Raw genomic sequence first — 16,961 nt, 5'->3', positions numbered from 1 at the left:
TGTTATTATCGGAAATTATCCGATATTTGGGTAACCGCACCGACAATCTTCCCTTGTTTCCGATACCTGTCCACTCCGGTCCATGCACCGGCAGGGAACCTTTTCAACACCTGCTTCGGAGTGAGTCCAGGGTGAGTCCATAGTGAGTCCAGGGTGAGTCCAGTTTTTTCCGGAAAAAGCCGGACTCACTATGGATGCCGGACTGACTTAATCCGATTTCTCAGCGAAGCAGGTGTGAAGCTGGTGAATACGGAATACAGAAAGGGTAAGGGAAGTATCATCGGCGGGTCAGGGTAGCCATCCAGCCGTACGCAAAATACAAAAAAAGAGAGTTTTCCAACAGCATTAAGCGCATTGCATACGCGGCCGTTCCGGCTAACTGACATGCGCATGCGTAGTGTTAAGTTGAAATGCATCCGCCGCCGTCCGCGATACAGCAAAGAATTATGTATTTTTGTGCCGTTCCACTGTTTTAAATAAACCTTAAACCTATTTTTGATTGCGCATGGTTAAACTGGATGTACAGAATACGGCATTTATGCAAGCGGTTTCATTCGTAAACCATACGAACCGCAATATTTTTCTCACGGGTAAAGCAGGCACCGGTAAAACCACCTTCCTGCATTATATTCGGCAGCATAGCTATAAAAAAATGGCGATTGCCGCACCAACCGGCGTAGCGGCGATGAATGCAGGGGGGATGACTTTGCATTCGTTATTCTGGCTGCCTTTCGGCATGTATATCGAAGATTATGAACTGGCATGGAACCAAGAGGACAGCCATATCTACAACCGCCGCCGGCTGTTCAGTAAGATAAAGCTGACCAAACAACGCCGGGCGTTGCTCCGGGAGATCGAGTTGCTGGTTATTGATGAAGTTTCCATGCTCCGCGCAGATCTGCTCGACGCCATAGACGCCATTCTGCGTTCGGTGCGGCGTGATGCGCGCGCCTTTGGCGGTTTACAGCTGTTGTTTATTGGCGATATGTATCAGCTGCCGCCCGTGGTCAAGGAACGGGAACGGGAAATCATGCAGCATTATTACCCAAGCCCTTTCTTCTTTGACGCCAGGGTATTGCAGGAACATCCGCCGATTTTATTGGAGCTTAAAACGATCTATCGCCAGCGTGATCAGCAATTTATCGACCTGCTGAATAATATCCGGAACAATTGCTGTACGGCTGAGCAGCTGGCCATCCTGAATGATTATTGCAAACCGGATTTTACCGCTGACACATCGGCACCCTATATTATGCTCACCACGCACAACCACCGCGCTGATGCCATCAACCAGAAAGAACTGGAGGCATTGCCCGGCAAACCGGTACAGCTGAAGGCCATTGTCAAAGATGATTTCGGCGAGGGGTCCTTCCCGGTGGATGAAACCTTAACACTTAAAGTGGGAGCACAAGTGATGTTTGTCCGCAACGACAGTGGGGAAAGCCGTAAGTTTTACAATGGGAAAATCGGTTTTATACAACAGATCGATGAAGCGGAGGCGGTGGTTACGGTTGGATTTAAAAACGGCGATGAAGCCGTTCGTGTACAGCGCGAGGTCTGGGAAAATATCCGTTATCACTATGACAGCACAACTGACGTGGTACACGAAGAACTATTGGGCACGTTTGCCCAGTTTCCGCTACGGCTGGCTTGGGCAATTACCATCCACAAGAGTCAGGGACTTACCTTTGACCGCGCAGTGATTGATGCTGGGGCGTCGTTTGCTGCCGGGCAGGTATATGTGGCGTTAAGTAGACTGCGCGGGCTGGAAGGGCTGGTGCTGCATGCCCCGATCAATACACATAGTATTCATACCGACGAGCGTGTTGCCACATTTTCTTCCGGTGTGGTGCCCGAAGATGCGGTAGCAGGCATGCTGAAGACGTCCCAGCAGCAGTATTTAGGGCATATTTTGCTGGATGGATTCAAATGGGACCGGCTGGTGGAGTCTGCTGCTGCCCTGCATGATGGACTGACAACGCGGAACATTGCCGATCCGGCCCAGGCACAGGTGTTTACCCATACAATGCATGCGGCCTGTGGTGCGCAAAAAGCGGTAGCCGATAAGTTCCGTAATCAGTTGCGTACATTGCTGGGTGACGATACCACCCTAAACCAGGACGCAATTAACGAACGCACGACGAAGGCAGTGAATTGGTTCATGCCGCAACTGGATGAACGGCTGATCGCGCCGCTCGAAGCCCATATCCGTGCCTGGGCGGTTAAGAAGCGGACTAAACGGTACATTGACGATGTTACCGCGCTGTTGGTTGAAGTTAAACGAAAGCGGGAGCAGCTGCTGCAGTGCCTGAACATCACCGGAGCTTTGGCTCAGGGGGAACTGCTGGAAGAGGTCATGAAGAAGACCGATGATTTTCACTCGATAGCCGCCAACGTAACCGAGCTGCCTGATACGGCGGCTAAACCTAAGGCCGCAAAAGGCGAAACCAGGCGGATTAGTCTGGCCTTGTTTAAATCAGGTAAAACCGTTCCGGAAATTGCGGCTGAGCGCAGTCTGACAGCAGGAACCGTTACCCAGCACCTCATGCATTACATCGGAAACGAAATAACGGCAACGGATTTAATGGACGGGCCCAAACTCACCTATATCGTGGAAACCCTGCAAAAAAATCCCGGTACATCCATGGGGCCTCTGAAGGCGTTGTTGGGAGATGAGGTGACTTACACCGAAATCCGGATCGCAATGGCGCATCTGCAAAAGCGCGATAACCCGGAATAAGTTGCGGTTTCATTTTTAAGCGGCGGAATCGGTGAAAAATCCGTATCTTTAACGCCTTTATTTCGGGGATACCGTCAGATTACATGCAACAAGTCGATACTGCACAGCCTTATGAATTGGTTTACTCATTATGCGAACACCCATATCTGGGCTATCTCATTGAGCCCCATGTGGTGCAGTTAAACCCCAACGGCGGCTATTCATTAACCCATCGGCGCGTATTCAGCAATACATCCAAGGACTATGCCCGGGTATTGGATGATACGGATCTTAAGCTGATTAAGCTGCTGGAAGAGGTAGAGCAGAACAATATCATTAAGCGCTACCACAAGAAGCCGATCAGGCCGGCCGACTTTTTTACCAAATTTTTCGATAAGAAGTTTTTTGAGTACATCCGGCCCAAAATAGAAACCCGGTTGCTTCAAACCCTGGAGCTGATCGGCGACAAGCCGTTGTTTCTCATGGGAAAAGACGGGTATGCGGCGGAACAGCGCATTGAGATTGCCGACCAGCCGGCGTCGGTATTGTTCCATTTCCGACGGAATAGCGAGGAAACCCGCTACTTTCCGACCATTAAATACCAGGGCCAGCGCATCGAATTTATGTATAAGGATGCCCAGGTTATTATTAACCAGCAGGCTTGGATGCTGCTGGATAACATGTTGTATTACTTTGACCAGCCGCTGGAAGGGAAGAAATTGTCGCCTTTCCTGCAAAAACGCTACATCTCGGTAACCCGGCCCACCGAGCGTAAGTATTTTGAAACGTTCGTCTGTGCATTGATCGAAAAGCATCATGTATATGCGGAGGGATTTGAGATCAAAACGCACCAGCATAATGCTACACCGGTTGTGAAGCTGCTCTATGCCGCACATGGCACCTCTCAATTACAGCTGAATTTTCGCTACGGCCCTTACTTGTTTACCGCGGATGGGAAAAATCCGGTGACTGTGCGCATGCACTACGATGACGCGACGGACACGTACACCTTTCACCGGATCAAACGATCGCTGCAATGGGAGGAGCACCGCATGCAGGAACTGCTGGACATGGGCCTGGAAAAATCTGACGCCCTGTTCAGCAACATGGATATACGGCGGCAGACCGAAGATGTTACGTCGTCTGTGCTCGACTGGCTGCGCGACAAGAATGACGCGCTCCTTGATATGGGTTATGAAATTGTCCAGGAAGATCCCCATAAGCGTTTCTTCTTCGGCCATACGACTGTGGACCTTACGGTGAGTGAAGATAACGACTGGTTCGACGTGAAGGCCATTGCCCGCTTCGGACCGTACGAAGTTCCGTTTTCACTGCTGCGGAACCATATCCTGAACCACATCCGTGAATGGACATTGCCCAATGGCGAAATTGCAATGATCCCTGAGGAATGGTTTGCGCAGTATAACCACCTGTTCCAGTTTTCGGATGACAAAAAGCACATCCGGTTGCGCAAGTATCACATCGGTTTGCTCAGTGATATTTCGGAGCACACCGCATTGGTACTCGACCGTAAATTGAAACAGCTGGAAACATTCAGCGAAATTACTGACGTTCCTGAACCCGCACAATTCGGGGGTACGCTGCGGCCTTACCAGAAGGCGGGGTACAACTGGTTCCACTTTCTGCAGCAATACCGCTTTGGCGGATGCCTGGCCGATGATATGGGACTGGGAAAAACGATCCAGACGCTGGCGCTGCTCCAGCGGCAGAAAGAAACCGCGCTGCACCAGCAGGGGCCAATGACATCGCTCATCATTATGCCCACTTCCCTGGTGTATAACTGGCAGGATGAAGCCAGGAAATTTGCGCCCGATCTGCGGATACTCGTCCATACGGGAATCGGCAGGACCAGGGAGCCGGATGCCTTTGCTGATTACGATTTGGTGATTACCACCTACGGCATTACCCGCAGCGACGAAGCGTTGCTGGGTTCATTCTACTTTGATTACATCATTCTTGATGAAAGCCAAAGCATCAAAAACCCAACGTCCAAATCGTTTAAGGCAGTCAGAAGCCTCAAAAGCAGGCATCGACTGATTTTGAGCGGCACACCCATCGAAAATTCGGTAGCTGATATCTGGTCGCAGATGGCTTTCCTGAATCCGGGGTTGCTGGGCAGCTATGCCTATTTCCAGAAGGAATTTGTACAGCCCATTGAAAAAAAGAAAGATGAAGAGAAGGCCCGCCGGTTGCAGGCGCTGATTAAACCTTTCGTGCTCCGGCGCACGAAAAATCAGGTGGCCACCGAACTTCCGCCGAAATCGGAGCAGGTCTTTTACTGCGCCATGGACGATGAACAGGCTGTGGCGTATGAACGGGTCAAATCGGAATACCGGAACGCGATACTGGAAGGCCTGGATGAAGAAAAGAACAAGGCTCCGCAGATTGTATTGCTACAGGGACTTACCAAGCTGCGTCAGCTGGCCAATCATCCCCGGATGGTCGATAGTGCGTACAAGGGTGGATCCGGGAAATTCGAAAGCGTGATCCATACCCTGGACAATGTGCTGCAACGGGGCAATAAGGTATTGGTATTTTCCCAGTTTGTGAAGCAGCTGGTTATTTTTAAGCAATATTTTGATAAGCAGGGCATCGGTTATGCTTACCTGGATGGAGCTACCAAGAATAGGGACGAAGTGGTTCAGCAGTTCCGGGAAGATGAGGATACGCGGTTATTCCTGATCTCCATCAAGGCTGGGGGGGTAGGGCTCAACCTGATTGAAGCCGATTATGTGTTTATCCTTGATCCATGGTGGAACCCAGCGGTAGAGCAGCAGGCAATTGACCGTACCCACCGTATCGGGCAGACCCGCAATGTCTTTATTTATAAATTCATTACCAAAGACAGCGTGGAAGAGAAAATCCTGGCGTTGCAGCACCGTAAAAAAACCATCGCGGATACGCTGATCACCACCGAGGAGAGCTTTATCAAATCCCTCTCCGTCGAAGACATCAGGGAGCTACTCGACTAATTTTCTGCCGGCCGGGATAACTATGCCACAATGGCGGCCAGGCCTTTTGTTATGCGTTCTAGCGTTTCTTTTTTGCCTAGTAGTGCCGCAATATCGAACACATCAGGACCGAATTTGCCACCTACCAGCATCACCCGCAGGGGCAGCATCAATTCACCCATTTTCATTCCGGATGCCTGAATCGCCGTTTTATAGCAGCTTTCCAGTTCGGCGCGGTGCCATGGCTCAAAAGCGGCGAGTGTCGTTAGGATATCCCTGAAAAATACGGTCTTTTCGTCGTTCCACCGGGGCTGTATGGCGGCGAGGTCATAGGCTTCGGGCTGCTTGAAAAAGTAAGCTGCCTGTTCCCAGAAATCGGCCATGAAGGTGAGTCGCTCCTTTACCAGGGTAAGTATGGTGTCCACATACTTTTCGTCGGCATCAATACCGTGACCCGCCAATTCCGTCATGATCTGTGGCATCAACGCCTGGTTTGGCAACTGCTTAATCCATTCGTGGTTAAACCACTTGGCCTTTTCAAAATCAAACTTGGCGCCGGCCTTGCTGATCCGGTCGATCGAGAACCTGGCTACCAATTCATCCATCGAAAAAAGTTCTCGTTCGGTGCCGTCGTTCCAGCCCAGTAATGCCAGCATATTGACAAACGCTTCAGGGAGAAAACCCATTTCCCGGAACCCTTTGGTCAGATCGCCGGTCTTCGGGTCCTGCCAGTTCATCGCATACACCGGAAAGCCCAACCGATCGCCGTCCCGTTTGCTGAGCTTGCCGTTTCCGTCGGGTTTCAGGATCAGGGGGAAATGCGCCCATTGGGGCATCTGGCTGCGCCAGCCCAGGTATTCCCATAGCAGGATGTGGATGGGGGCCGAGGGCAGCCATTCTTCGCCGCGGAAAACATGGCTGATTGCCATTTGATGGTCGTCTACTACCACAGCCAGGTGATAGGTGGGCATGCCGTCTGCCTTGAGCAGCACTTTGTCATCCATTAACGAAGAATCAAAGGTGACGCGGCCGCGGATCATGTCTTCAAAACTGATGGTTTCGCCAGGAGGTACTTTAATCCGGATCACATGGGATTGTCCCCCGTCCAAAAGTGCCCGGGTTTCAGCTTCCGAAAGGCTGAGCGAGTTGCGCAGTTCCAGCCGGTTTTCGTGGCTATACCGGAAGTTGGGATGCTGTTTGCGCTGTGCTTCCAGTTCCTCGGAAGTATCAAATGCATAGTAAGCGTAACCGTCTGCAACCAGTTGCTCGGCATATTGCCGGTACATGGCCTTGCGCTCACTCTGCCGGTAAGGGCCGTAAGCACCGCCATGGGCCGGACTCTCGTCCGGTATCAGCCCACACCATTGCAGACAGTCCTGGATATACGCTTCCGCGCCCGGTACATAGCGGGTCTGGTCCGTGTCTTCTATCCGCAGGATAAAATCGCCCCCATGCCGTTTGGCAAATAAGTAATTAAACAACGCGGTGCGTACACCACCCAAATGCAACCCCCCGGTGGGGCTGGGGGCGAAGCGCACCCTTACTTTCCGGTTTTCATCCATGGTGCAAACTTAGCTAAATTTGTCAAAATTTATCGGTCTATCCGCTGTCTTTGACCGGCTTTTTCTGTAGCGGAAACATAAAAATACGGAAGGCGAAATCACCATTTACAGGGAATTATGTATTTTGGCGAAAATTAACAAACACAGGGGGTGTGGTAGCCATTGTCGATGAATCCGTATCAATATAACCAACAGCGCTGGAAATTTGTGTTGCTTATCTTTGCGGCATTTATCGCGGCAGCGTCACTCCTGTATACCAATTACCTCGTCAGAAACCTGTCTAAATCCGAGCGTACGAAGGCGGAGGTCTGGGCCATGAGTACACGGAGCATCATTACCATGCCCGATCCGGACGATGAGCTCATTACCTTTATCTACGCCGTGCGGGATAGCCTCGCATTGCCCGCAATTATCGCCGACGGGCAGGATAGCATTATTTACTGGCGCGACCTGGATTCGACGAGAACCAATATTCTGGAGGGTACCAATGCGGATACCGATCTGCAATACGACCCCCTATATTTCAAGCGCCAGCTGGCCATTATGAAGAAGAGCCACGCGCCTATTGTGATCGATCTGCCCAATGGCGGACAATGGTTTGTCTATTATAAAGATTCCCTGCTGCTGAATCAGCTGCGTTTTTTCCCTTATGTGCAGCTTACCCTTATCGCGATTTTTCTGGGTATTGCCTATACGGTGTTTAACTCGATACGTAAGTCCGAGCAGAACCTGGTCTGGGTTGGGCTTGCCAAGGAAGCAGCTCATCAGCTGGGTACCCCTATTTCGTCACTGATGGCCTGGCTGGAGCTGGTACGGGCGAAGTTTGATGCCGAAAAAGATCCATTGCTCTATGAAATGGAAAACGACGTCAAGCGATTGGAAGTGGTAGCCGACCGGTTTTCCAAAATCGGGTCCACTCCCGTATTGCAACCCCATGCCGTTTATAAAGTGGTGGTTGATTTTGTCAATTATTTTAAAGTACGTACCAGTGATAAGATCGTGTTCAATGTTTCGGGAGATACCAAAGTGCAGGCATTGCTTAATGTGCCTTTATTTGACTGGGTACTTGAAAACTTGCTTAAAAACGCGGCAAATGCAATTGAATCGGCCGGCAGAATTGATATCGTGATCTCCGAAAATATTGCAAAAGAGCAAATTTTTATAGACATTAGCGACACCGGAAAGGGCATACCACGTGCTAAATTTGATGCCGTTTTCCAGCCGGGTTTTACCACCAGGAAACGGGGATGGGGCTTAGGATTAAGTCTGACAAAACGAATGATTGACTACCACAAGGGACAGATTTTTGTAAAAGAATCAGAAATAGAAAAAGGAACGACATTCCGAATTATTTTACCAAGTAACCAAACGTATGAACCCGCTCAGATCTGACGAATACCCCGCAATTTTCGCCCCTTACATTGAAACGGTAGTTGGCGATGTAATGGGCCTGCTGAATGAGCAGCTGGAAACATTTCCCGAATTTTTGGAACGCATCCCCCCCGGAAAATCAGAATATGCGTATGCCGAAGGCAAATGGACCATTAAGGAGGTTGTGGGGCATATCATCGATACCGAACGCATTATGGCCTACCGCGCGCTTTGTTTCGCCCGTAACGATACGAAAGAACTGCCCGGCTTTGAGGAGGAAGTTTTTGTTGCTAATGCACGGTTCAATGAACGGTCGCTGGCCAGCTTTTCCGAGGAATTCAGCTTGGTCCGCCGGTCGAACCTGCTCCTTTTTGAGAGTTTTAACGACCAGGAACTGGCCCGGAAGGGACTGGCGTCCGAACGTCTGGTCAGTGTTCGCGCATTCCTCTATATCGTTGCCGGACATCTCAACCATCACCGTAACATTATCCGCGAGCGATATCTCAACGAGCAGTAAAGTAAGCGTAAATCAATTAAAACATTTTACGCGCATACTTGTATTTAACATACCATAGAATCATATCCATGGTTTTATGATACGGTTTAGGTGTAGGAAACGCGCTGATATTATTTCGGGGCGTTTCCTATTTTTTTGATCGTTGCGTAACGGCCATTATAAACCGGATTGGTCCGGTTTTTTCCGATATCGGATGTAAAACAATCGTTTGCCTGTTTTTTTTGTTTCTTATTGTTAATTTTATTTTATAGTCTTGTAGTGCTGTCTGGTCCACCTATTTCGAACGGCATATGGTTTTTAGGCAGTGCAGTAAAACCAATAACTGAAATCTAGATGAATACACTACCTTCTACAGCCAGTTCCACTAAGGGACCAATGATCATTATCGGAATCCTGTTCTTTATTTTCGGTTTTGTTACCTGGCTCAATGGCCCGCTTATTACCTTCGTCAAGCTGGCGTTTAACCTGGATACTTATGCCAAAGCGTTTATGGTTACCACCGCGTTTTATATGGCATACTTTTTCCTCGCGCTGCCATCTTCCTGGATACTGGAACGGACCGGCATGAAAAAAGGGATGGCGCTGGGGCTATTTGTAATGGCTGTCGGTACCTTTGTCTTTGGAACTTACGCCACACAGCGGAATTACAACGTATCGCTCGCGGGGTTATTTATCATTGGTTCCGGATTATCGTTGCTGCAAACTGCCTCTAACCCATATATCAGTATCCTGGGACCGATAGAGTCTGCTGCACGGCGGATCAGTATTATGGGCATATGTAATAAATCAGCCGGTATTCTGAGCCCGATCATCATCAGTGCCCTGGTGTTCAGTGGGGTGGGCGATCTGGAACGACTGGTCCAGGAAGCTGCATCACATGGGGCCCGGGAGGCTTTGCTAAACGAATTTGCAGCAAAAATCTATGTGCCATATATGGTCATGGCTGTTGTTCTGGTACTGCTTTCGATATGGGTAGCCAAATCTGCGTTGCCGGATATCGATGCATCGGCAGCAAATTCAGAACCGGTTGGCGATAGCGCACTGAGCAAACAAAAAACGAGTATCTTTCAATTTCCCCATCTGCTGCTGGGTGCGCTTTGTATTTTTCTTTATGTCGGGGCGGAAGTTATTGCTGGTGACGCGATAGGTGCGTATGCACAGGGATTTAATATCCCTGCAGCGAAGACGACCATATACACTTCGTTTACCCTTGGTGCGATGCTGGTGGGCTATATCATCGGATTGTTTACCATTCCCAAAATTATCACCCAAGGTCAGGCGTTGAAGATATCAGCTATACTGGGTATCATTTTTACCATTGGGGCTTACTTAACCACAGGCTATGTTTCTGTGGCTTTTGTTGCACTCTTAGGGCTCGCTAACGCCTTAATGTGGCCGGCAATATGGCCGCTTGCCATTTCCGGTTTGGGTAGGTTTACCGAAAAAGGTTCTGCCCTGATGATTATGGGACTTGCAGGAGGGGCTATCATTCCCCAGTTATTCGCTTCACTTAAGGATAAGTTCGACTTCCAGCTGGTATTTTTAATCTTAATGGGGTTGTGTTACCTCTATATTTTATATTATTCCCGTTCCGGCCATAAAGTCGGCAAACCACGTGGTTAAACCGTATATAGCACCTATGCCCCTGTAAATCAGTTGTGACCAAAGGAGGGTTATGCGCAATTATTGCTTTTTTGTCTTGCTATGTTTGATGTGGGCTTGCGGCCGGCAGCCAAGCGGCCAGCGGGGGGTTACCTATACCGAACCGGTGGATCCATATCCGGTAGCCGATTCGGTTTGGCTGGATGTCCCGTACGGATTGCACGGCATGTTTGTGTCGCCGGATGTGCATTTTCTCCGATCCGCCCCACCGCAGGAAAACCAGGTCTTTGGAAACTGGCAGGCGAAAGCATGGCGGGGCGAACGCATACATACGCAGGCGCTGATTTGGTCGGCCGCGCAGCTTGAGGATGTCCGCCTCCGGGTTACCGATTTATCAGGCGATGGCGACAGCCGGATCAACGCCGAACAGATACAGGCGAATTTCGTGCGGTATGTCATCACCGATGACTTGGATACCCTTAAAAGTGGCTGTGGCATACCATCGGGACTGGATACATTCCTTGTAGCCGATGTAATTGACCACGTAACAAATTTAACTGTAGGTGCGAAAACAGCCCGCCCTGTATGGCTGCAGGTAGATGTACCGGCAGACGCAGAACCCGGCCGATACGAAGGAACGCTGCACATTACGGCCGAAGGGCAGGAAGCAATTGCCTTACCTTACACCGTTGAGGTGCTGCCGCATGTACTCCCCCCGGCAGCCGAATGGGACTTTCACCTGGATCTTTGGCAAAATCCTTTTTCCGTTGCCAGGTACTACGATTTGGAACCCTGGTCAGCGCAGCATTTGGAAGCAATGCGACCGTATATGCAGCTGCTTGCGGATGCTGGTCAAAAAGCCATCACCGTGAGTATGATACATGACCCCTGGAATGGTCAGACCTATGATGTGTACCAAAGTATGATCAAATGGGTTAGGAAAAAGGACGGTACCTGGCAATATGATTATACGAATTTCGATAAATGGGTAACCTACATGATGGATTTCGGAATTGATAAATTCATCAACTGTTATAGCATGATCCCATGGAATCAGCGGTTCTACTACTATGACGAAGCGTTGGGTAAAGATACCCTGTTGGTTGCTTCGCCCGAATCAGCCGCCTACCGCAATCATTGGCAACCCATGCTTGCGGATTTTGCCCGTCACCTCAAAGCCAGGGGATGGTGGGAACTGACAACCATCGCGATGGATGAACGGCCGATGGAAGACATGCTGGAGGCCATAGCGGTTATTAAGGAGGCCGACCCGGATTTCCGCGTTTCGCTTGCCGGCGCATTTCATCCCGAACTTGCCGATGTGTTGCTGGATTATTGCATCGCGTCCGGAGAGCAGATGGACGAAGCCACGATACGCCATCGCCGGGAGCAGGGGTATACCACCACGTTCTATACCTGCTGTGCGGAACCCCGCCCGAATACCTTTACCCAGTCTCCTTACGCGGAAGCTACCTGGCTACCCTGGCATGCACTCCATAAAGGATATGACGGATACCTGCGGTGGGCATACAACTGCTGGAACGAAAATCCGTTGGAAGACAGTCGGTACGGTACCTGGGCAGCCGGAGACGCCTGGCTTGTTTACCCCGGTGCCCGGAGCTCCATCCGTTTCGAACGCCTGCGCGAAGGAATCCAGGATGTTGAGAAAGTCCGCCTGATCCGCAGCAAGTTGCAGCAGGAGAAAAACAAAGACGCCCTTTCCTCATTGGAAGATGCAATCGCTTTCTTTGAACTGGATACACTGGATACCGTGACCGCAGCCGAAGCGGTTAACCGCGCCAAGGCCATATTAAACAGTTTTTGATTCAGCTCGCTTAATTCCCCGGTTAAGGGATCAGGTAAGTTTTATTGCAACCGGTAGTTGTGCCTGTTTTTCCTGCACCGATTCCGGTGCAGGAAAACAGGGCTTTTGAGAAACAATGTATCAAATAACGAAATCAACCGTTATGCATCAGGTACGCATCCAATTGACTCACGTATTAGTAACGGAAAAAGGCAGGCTGTTTGTATGACTGAATTGTAAAAATTAGGTCATGTGACGGACGGAGATTACAGGCCGCCTACAGGGAGAACGGTGCAGTCCGGTGCTGCTATATGGAAGCATTGAGCAGTTCTTCCAGTTCTTCGTGTCCAATATTCATATTTACATTGCCGTCTTTGGCGAAGGAGATCTCACCGGTTTCCTCGGAGACAATAACGGCTACGGCGTCGCTCACTTCAGTTACCCCGATGGCTGCCCGATGCCGCAGTCCAAAATGCAGCGGGAGATCCTCACTATCCGATAGCGGTAATACGCAACTGGCAGTCTTGATCCGGAAATCAACAATAACCACAGCGCCGTCATGTAGCGGGCTATGTTTCTGGAAGATGCTTTCCAGTAGCCGTTTGGAGAGCTCCGCATCAAGGTACTCACCGCTGCTCTGGTAATATTCCTCGTCAAAATATTTGGAAAAAACCAACAGGGCACCGGTGTATGATTTTGACATGCTGCGGCAGGCATCAATGATGGGTTTCAGACGGGCGCGGTTATCGTGCTCGGCCGCTTTTTTACTCACAAAAATGGACCACAGCAGGTTCTTCCGTCTTACGGATATGTTCTTGCCAATATGGATCAGGAACCGTCGGATTTCCTGCTGGAAAACGACAATCAGCGCAATCGATCCAACACTGATAAACCCACCGAAAATTTCGGTCAGCAGGTGCATGTTGGATTGCTTGACGATGATGTAAATGACATAAATAAGTCCCAATCCGATCAGGATGTTAACCGCGATGGTACCCCGGATGAGGCTATATATGTAATACAGGATGATAGCCACCAGAAAGATGTCGATCACGTCGAGCAAGCGGATATTGAAAAAGCTGATGTCAAAACCTCCCATAAGTGATGCAATTTAACAATTTTTTACCCGAAATATAACAGGTTTCGAAAACGGAGCTGGTTTTCTACATTTCCGCTAGTAAGGCCGTTCTTCACCGCAGCCGAGTGGCCCGGGTTACCGCGATCGCCGTTTCATAAACTTGTTTATAAGGGCAATTTTCGCGTAGTTTGTAAAAAATACTCCCATGGCAAAACTTTCCGTGAATATCAATAAGATCGCAACACTGCGAAATTCAAGGGGTGGCAATAACCCGGATGTACTGCAGGCGGCACTCGCATGCGAGCGTTTTGGTGCACAGGGGATCACCGTACATCCCCGGCCCGACGAGCGGCATATCCGCTATCAGGATGTGTTTGATTTACGGACAAATATCCGGACGGAGCTGAACATTGAAGGAAACTGCAGGGAAGAAAAATTTGTCCGTTTGGTGTTGGATACACAACCGGCGCAGGTGACTTTGGTGCCCGATAATCCGGGACAGATTACCTCGAATCACGGATGGGATACCATCACGCATAAAAGCTATCTTCAGGATATGTGCGCCCTGTTTAAAGGGGCAGGGATCCGGGTATCTATTTTCGTTGATCCGGACCCGGTCATGGTAGAGGCAGCCAGTCAGACCGGAACGGACCGGGTGGAATTGTATACCGAGGCTTATGCAAAAGGCTATGCGGATAACCGGGAAGCTGCTATTACACCGTACCGTACCGCGGCAGCGGTGGCACGCCAGCTGGGGATCGGTTTAAATGCAGGACATGACCTGGATCTGCATAACCTGCACTATTTTGTCCAGGAAATTCCGGATTTACTGGAAGTCAGCATTGGGCACGCGCTGATCTCGGATGCGCTGTACCTCGGACTGGAGGAAACCGTTGGCCGGTACCTTGCGGCAGCCAGCGGCGTGTGATCGGTGGTCCGTTGTCGGTGATCGGTGTCACCCACCACAGACTACCCATCACAGATCACTATTTAATTCCCATAAACAGGCGATTCCAGCGGATTTTACTTAAAAACGTGCCGTCTTTATCCCAGCTGAGCCATACAAACAGTGCTTTCCCCACAATATGGTCTTCGGGGACAAATCCCCAGGTACGTGCGTCTTCCGAATTATGCCGGTTGTCGCCCATCATCCAGTAGTAGTTCATTTTGAACGTATAGCTGTCGGTTTTTGTGCCGTTGAGGTAATAGCCATCCGTCCGTTTTTCCAGTGTGTTTCCCTCATATACGGTAATCGCACGCTCATAAAAAGGTAAGGTCAGGGTATCCAAAGGGATTGTCCAGCCTTTTTTCGGGACAACGACCGGACCAAAATTGTCAATATTCCAGGAATATAGCGCATTGTTTGGGAACACACCCGGTTCCGCAGTATCGCGGTGCCTGATGTTGGGAATGATCTTGGTCACGTTTGCCCAGCTTTTTACTTCATTATAAGCTTCTTCGGTAAGGAAAAGCAGGTAAGGTTCCCGGGCATAGGTGTAGTATTCGATGCGCATGTCGTGCAGCCGCTGGGGATTCAGCCCGGTTCCGTCAGTATAAACGTAATAGTCCATCTGGCCATGGGGCGGTTCAAAACCCGGTTCGCCATTTACATAAAGTTTGGCCTCACGCAGCGAAATGGTATCCCCGGGAATTCCCACCGCACGTTTAATGTAGTTTTCGCGTTTATCTACCGGACGGTTAAACGGCGCATCGGCCTCCATCGGATAGTTGAACACCACCACGTCATTGCGTTCAATTTCCTCAAAACCGGGCAGACGGGTATAACCCAATTGCAGGCCGTCCCAGTAAGCCTTGCCGCCGGTCAGCGGCATGGTGTGGTGTGCAAAGGGGAAGGCAATCGGCGTCATCGGAACCCGGGGACCGTAATTCAGTTTGCTGACGAACAGAAAATCGCCCACCAGGAGGCTTTTTTCCATTGAGCCTGTCGGAATCATGTACGCTTCGATCAGGAACCCGCGGATCAACGTTGCTGCCACTACGGCAAAGACGATGGCGTCGGCCCATTCGCGGGCCAATGATTTTTTATAAGGGTACTTTTCCTTAAATGCCGGCGTTGCCGACATCCCCAGATAGGTCGTCTTCGCATCATTGCCCCACAGCGGAAATACCACGAAAGGCAGCAGAATGGTTGCTGCGTGTTCCCAGAACCGCTGTTTGCCGAAATCTTTCGCCAGATCGATATACAGGCCGAAGAAAACAAAAATATTAACAATCGGGATAAGCAATAACGCAATCCACCAGCCCGGGCGACCGGATATTTTGGCAATAAGGTATTCCCGGTATATCGGAATAAGTGATTCCCACCCTTTAAAACCTGCTTTTACAAAAAGCTTCCACAAGCCGTAATGGGTGAGGACAAGGATGATTGCAAAAACGATATATCCCATGTAGTTGGTTTTGAATAAATACGTCTATATAGTTTGATAAAACGCGGCCAATGCCTATATGTGCCCGTCAAAGTTAAACATTTCCGTCACTTGGTAAAATCCGCTTTTCCCCTGAAGCCATTCGGCGGCAATCACCGCACCCAATGCGAAACCTGCCCGGCTGTGCGCGGTGTGTTTAAATTCAATCTGGTCGACCTCCGAGCTGTACAACACGGTGTGGGTGCCCGGCACTTCCTCAATGCGGTGGCTCTCAATCAGGAGCTGTTGTGCTGTGGGAATGCGTTCCGCGCCTTCACCGATCAGGTTGTTTATCCACTCTGACTTGTCGTCACGCTGCCCGATGATGCCCTCCGCCAGGGTGATGGCCGTGCCGCTGGGCGAATCCAGTTTATGGATATGGTGTATCTCTTCCACCTGTACGTCGTACTGTTTGTAAGGGCTCATGGCCTTTGCCAGCAGTTTGTTGATGTGGAAAAAGACATTAACCCCTATGCTGAAATTAGACCCGTAGAGCAGGGCGTTGTTACTGCGCTCACACTTATTTTTTATTTCCTCCAGCCGGTCATACCAACCGGTGGTGCCAACGACCAGGGGAACTTTTGCCTCAAAGCAAAGGTCGATATTGCCGATTACCGCCTCCGGCTGACTGAAATCAATGGCTACGTCAGTCCCTTCAAGGGTCGACGCAAGGGTTTCGGACCGGTTATGCTCGTCCACAATGCGATGGATCCGGTGGCCCCGCTGCAAGGCAAACTTTTCGATAATCCGGCCCATTTTTCCGTATCCGAATAAGGTAATATTCATGGTATGAAATTAGGTAATCGCTTAACGTTTATGTGTATTCCGTAATTCGCAAACTTAACACAAAAGTGCAGGAAATTTTTTCTGAAAACTAAAATAATTTACCGGTATCCGGGAATCAAGGCCA

At 49.9% G+C, this 16,961-nt stretch carries 11 protein-coding genes; 7 read left to right on the top strand and 4 right to left on the bottom strand.

Annotated elements, in window-relative coordinates; genetic code table 11:
* Positions 1-505 precede the first annotated feature (505 nt).
* The gene (locus NEV57_RS05210) at positions 506-2,740 is read left to right on the top strand and encodes a helix-turn-helix domain-containing protein (RefSeq protein WP_257657244.1); all 2,235 of its coding nucleotides are present in this window, start codon (positions 506-508) and stop codon (positions 2,738-2,740) included.
* A gap of 83 nt (positions 2,741-2,823) precedes the next feature.
* On the top strand, positions 2,824-5,712 hold the full coding sequence (locus NEV57_RS05205; protein ID WP_257657243.1) for a DEAD/DEAH box helicase: 2,889 nt from the start codon (positions 2,824-2,826) through the stop codon (positions 5,710-5,712).
* A gap of 20 nt (positions 5,713-5,732) precedes the next feature.
* On the opposite strand, the gene gltX is transcribed toward NEV57_RS05205, so the two are convergent.
* A complete protein-coding gene (gltX, locus tag NEV57_RS05200) occupies positions 5,733-7,253 on the bottom strand; it encodes a glutamate--tRNA ligase (protein ID WP_257657242.1) in 1,521 nt (506 codons plus the stop codon).
* A 168-nt stretch (positions 7,254-7,421) separates the two neighbouring features.
* On the opposite strand from gltX, the gene NEV57_RS05195 reads away from it, so the two are divergent.
* The 4 genes from NEV57_RS05195 to NEV57_RS05180 all read left to right on the top strand — a co-directional run bounded on the left by NEV57_RS05195 (position 7,422) and on the right by NEV57_RS05180 (position 12,568).
* Positions 7,422-8,645 carry a sensor histidine kinase gene (locus NEV57_RS05195; RefSeq protein ID WP_257657241.1) on the top strand — a complete coding sequence of 408 codons (1,224 nt, stop codon included), beginning with the start codon at positions 7,422-7,424 and terminating at the stop codon, positions 8,643-8,645.
* Positions 8,626-9,141 (top strand): DinB family protein, encoded by a 516-nt coding sequence (locus tag NEV57_RS05190; protein WP_257657240.1) that lies wholly within the window; start codon positions 8,626-8,628, stop codon positions 9,139-9,141. Before NEV57_RS05195 ends, NEV57_RS05190 begins: the two co-directional genes overlap by 20 nt.
* 333 nt (positions 9,142-9,474) lie before the next feature.
* Positions 9,475-10,764 (top strand): sugar MFS transporter, encoded by a 1,290-nt coding sequence (locus NEV57_RS05185; RefSeq protein ID WP_257657239.1) that lies wholly within the window; start codon positions 9,475-9,477, stop codon positions 10,762-10,764.
* A gap of 88 nt (positions 10,765-10,852) precedes the next feature.
* Positions 10,853-12,568 carry a DUF4091 domain-containing protein gene (locus tag NEV57_RS05180; protein ID WP_257657548.1) on the top strand — a complete coding sequence of 572 codons (1,716 nt, stop codon included), beginning with the start codon at positions 10,853-10,855 and terminating at the stop codon, positions 12,566-12,568.
* A 286-nt stretch (positions 12,569-12,854) separates the two neighbouring features.
* Here the strand turns inward: NEV57_RS05180 and cdaA are convergent, their stop codons facing one another.
* Positions 12,855-13,646 carry a diadenylate cyclase CdaA gene (cdaA, locus tag NEV57_RS05175; RefSeq protein ID WP_257657238.1) on the bottom strand — a complete coding sequence of 264 codons (792 nt, stop codon included), beginning with the start codon at positions 13,644-13,646 and terminating at the stop codon, positions 12,855-12,857.
* A gap of 184 nt (positions 13,647-13,830) precedes the next feature.
* Here cdaA and NEV57_RS05170 point away from each other — a divergent pair, with 184 nt between their 5' ends.
* Positions 13,831-14,553: a pyridoxine 5'-phosphate synthase gene (locus tag NEV57_RS05170; protein ID WP_257657237.1), complete on the top strand. Its 723-nt coding sequence runs from the start codon at positions 13,831-13,833 to the stop codon at positions 14,551-14,553.
* A gap of 58 nt (positions 14,554-14,611) precedes the next feature.
* On the opposite strand, the gene lepB is transcribed toward NEV57_RS05170, so the two are convergent.
* Both lepB and dapB read right to left on the bottom strand, forming a co-directional pair.
* Complete coding sequence (lepB, locus tag NEV57_RS05165) at positions 14,612-16,033, bottom strand: signal peptidase I (protein ID WP_257657236.1); 1,422 nt, start codon at positions 16,031-16,033, stop codon at positions 14,612-14,614.
* Between the two features lie 54 nt (positions 16,034-16,087).
* Complete coding sequence (dapB, locus tag NEV57_RS05160) at positions 16,088-16,837, bottom strand: 4-hydroxy-tetrahydrodipicolinate reductase (protein WP_257657235.1); 750 nt, start codon at positions 16,835-16,837, stop codon at positions 16,088-16,090.
* Positions 16,838-16,961 lie beyond the last annotated feature (124 nt).

The sequence above is a fragment of the Parapedobacter lycopersici genome (genome assembly GCF_024643285.1).
In the GTDB taxonomy this organism is placed as follows: domain Bacteria; phylum Bacteroidota; class Bacteroidia; order Sphingobacteriales; family Sphingobacteriaceae; genus Parapedobacter; species Parapedobacter lycopersici.
Note: the sequence above shows the minus strand (reverse complement) of the source record. Positions and strands in the feature narration are given on the sequence as shown.

Coding starts and splice junctions, on each gene's coding strand:
- NEV57_RS05210 (WP_257657244.1), top strand. CDS start 506: ATGGTTAAACTGGATGTACAGAATACGGCATTTATGCAAGCGGTTTCA.
- NEV57_RS05205 (WP_257657243.1), top strand. CDS start 2,824: ATGCAACAAGTCGATACTGCACAGCCTTATGAATTGGTTTACTCATTA.
- gltX (WP_257657242.1), bottom strand. CDS start 7,253: ATGGATGAAAACCGGAAAGTAAGGGTGCGCTTCGCCCCCAGCCCCACC.
- NEV57_RS05195 (WP_257657241.1), top strand. CDS start 7,422: ATGAATCCGTATCAATATAACCAACAGCGCTGGAAATTTGTGTTGCTT.
- NEV57_RS05190 (WP_257657240.1), top strand. CDS start 8,626: ATGAACCCGCTCAGATCTGACGAATACCCCGCAATTTTCGCCCCTTAC.
- NEV57_RS05185 (WP_257657239.1), top strand. CDS start 9,475: ATGAATACACTACCTTCTACAGCCAGTTCCACTAAGGGACCAATGATC.
- NEV57_RS05180 (WP_257657548.1), top strand. CDS start 10,853: ATGTGGGCTTGCGGCCGGCAGCCAAGCGGCCAGCGGGGGGTTACCTAT.
- cdaA (WP_257657238.1), bottom strand. CDS start 13,646: ATGGGAGGTTTTGACATCAGCTTTTTCAATATCCGCTTGCTCGACGTG.
- NEV57_RS05170 (WP_257657237.1), top strand. CDS start 13,831: ATGGCAAAACTTTCCGTGAATATCAATAAGATCGCAACACTGCGAAAT.
- lepB (WP_257657236.1), bottom strand. CDS start 16,033: ATGGGATATATCGTTTTTGCAATCATCCTTGTCCTCACCCATTACGGC.
- dapB (WP_257657235.1), bottom strand. CDS start 16,837: ATGAATATTACCTTATTCGGATACGGAAAAATGGGCCGGATTATCGAA.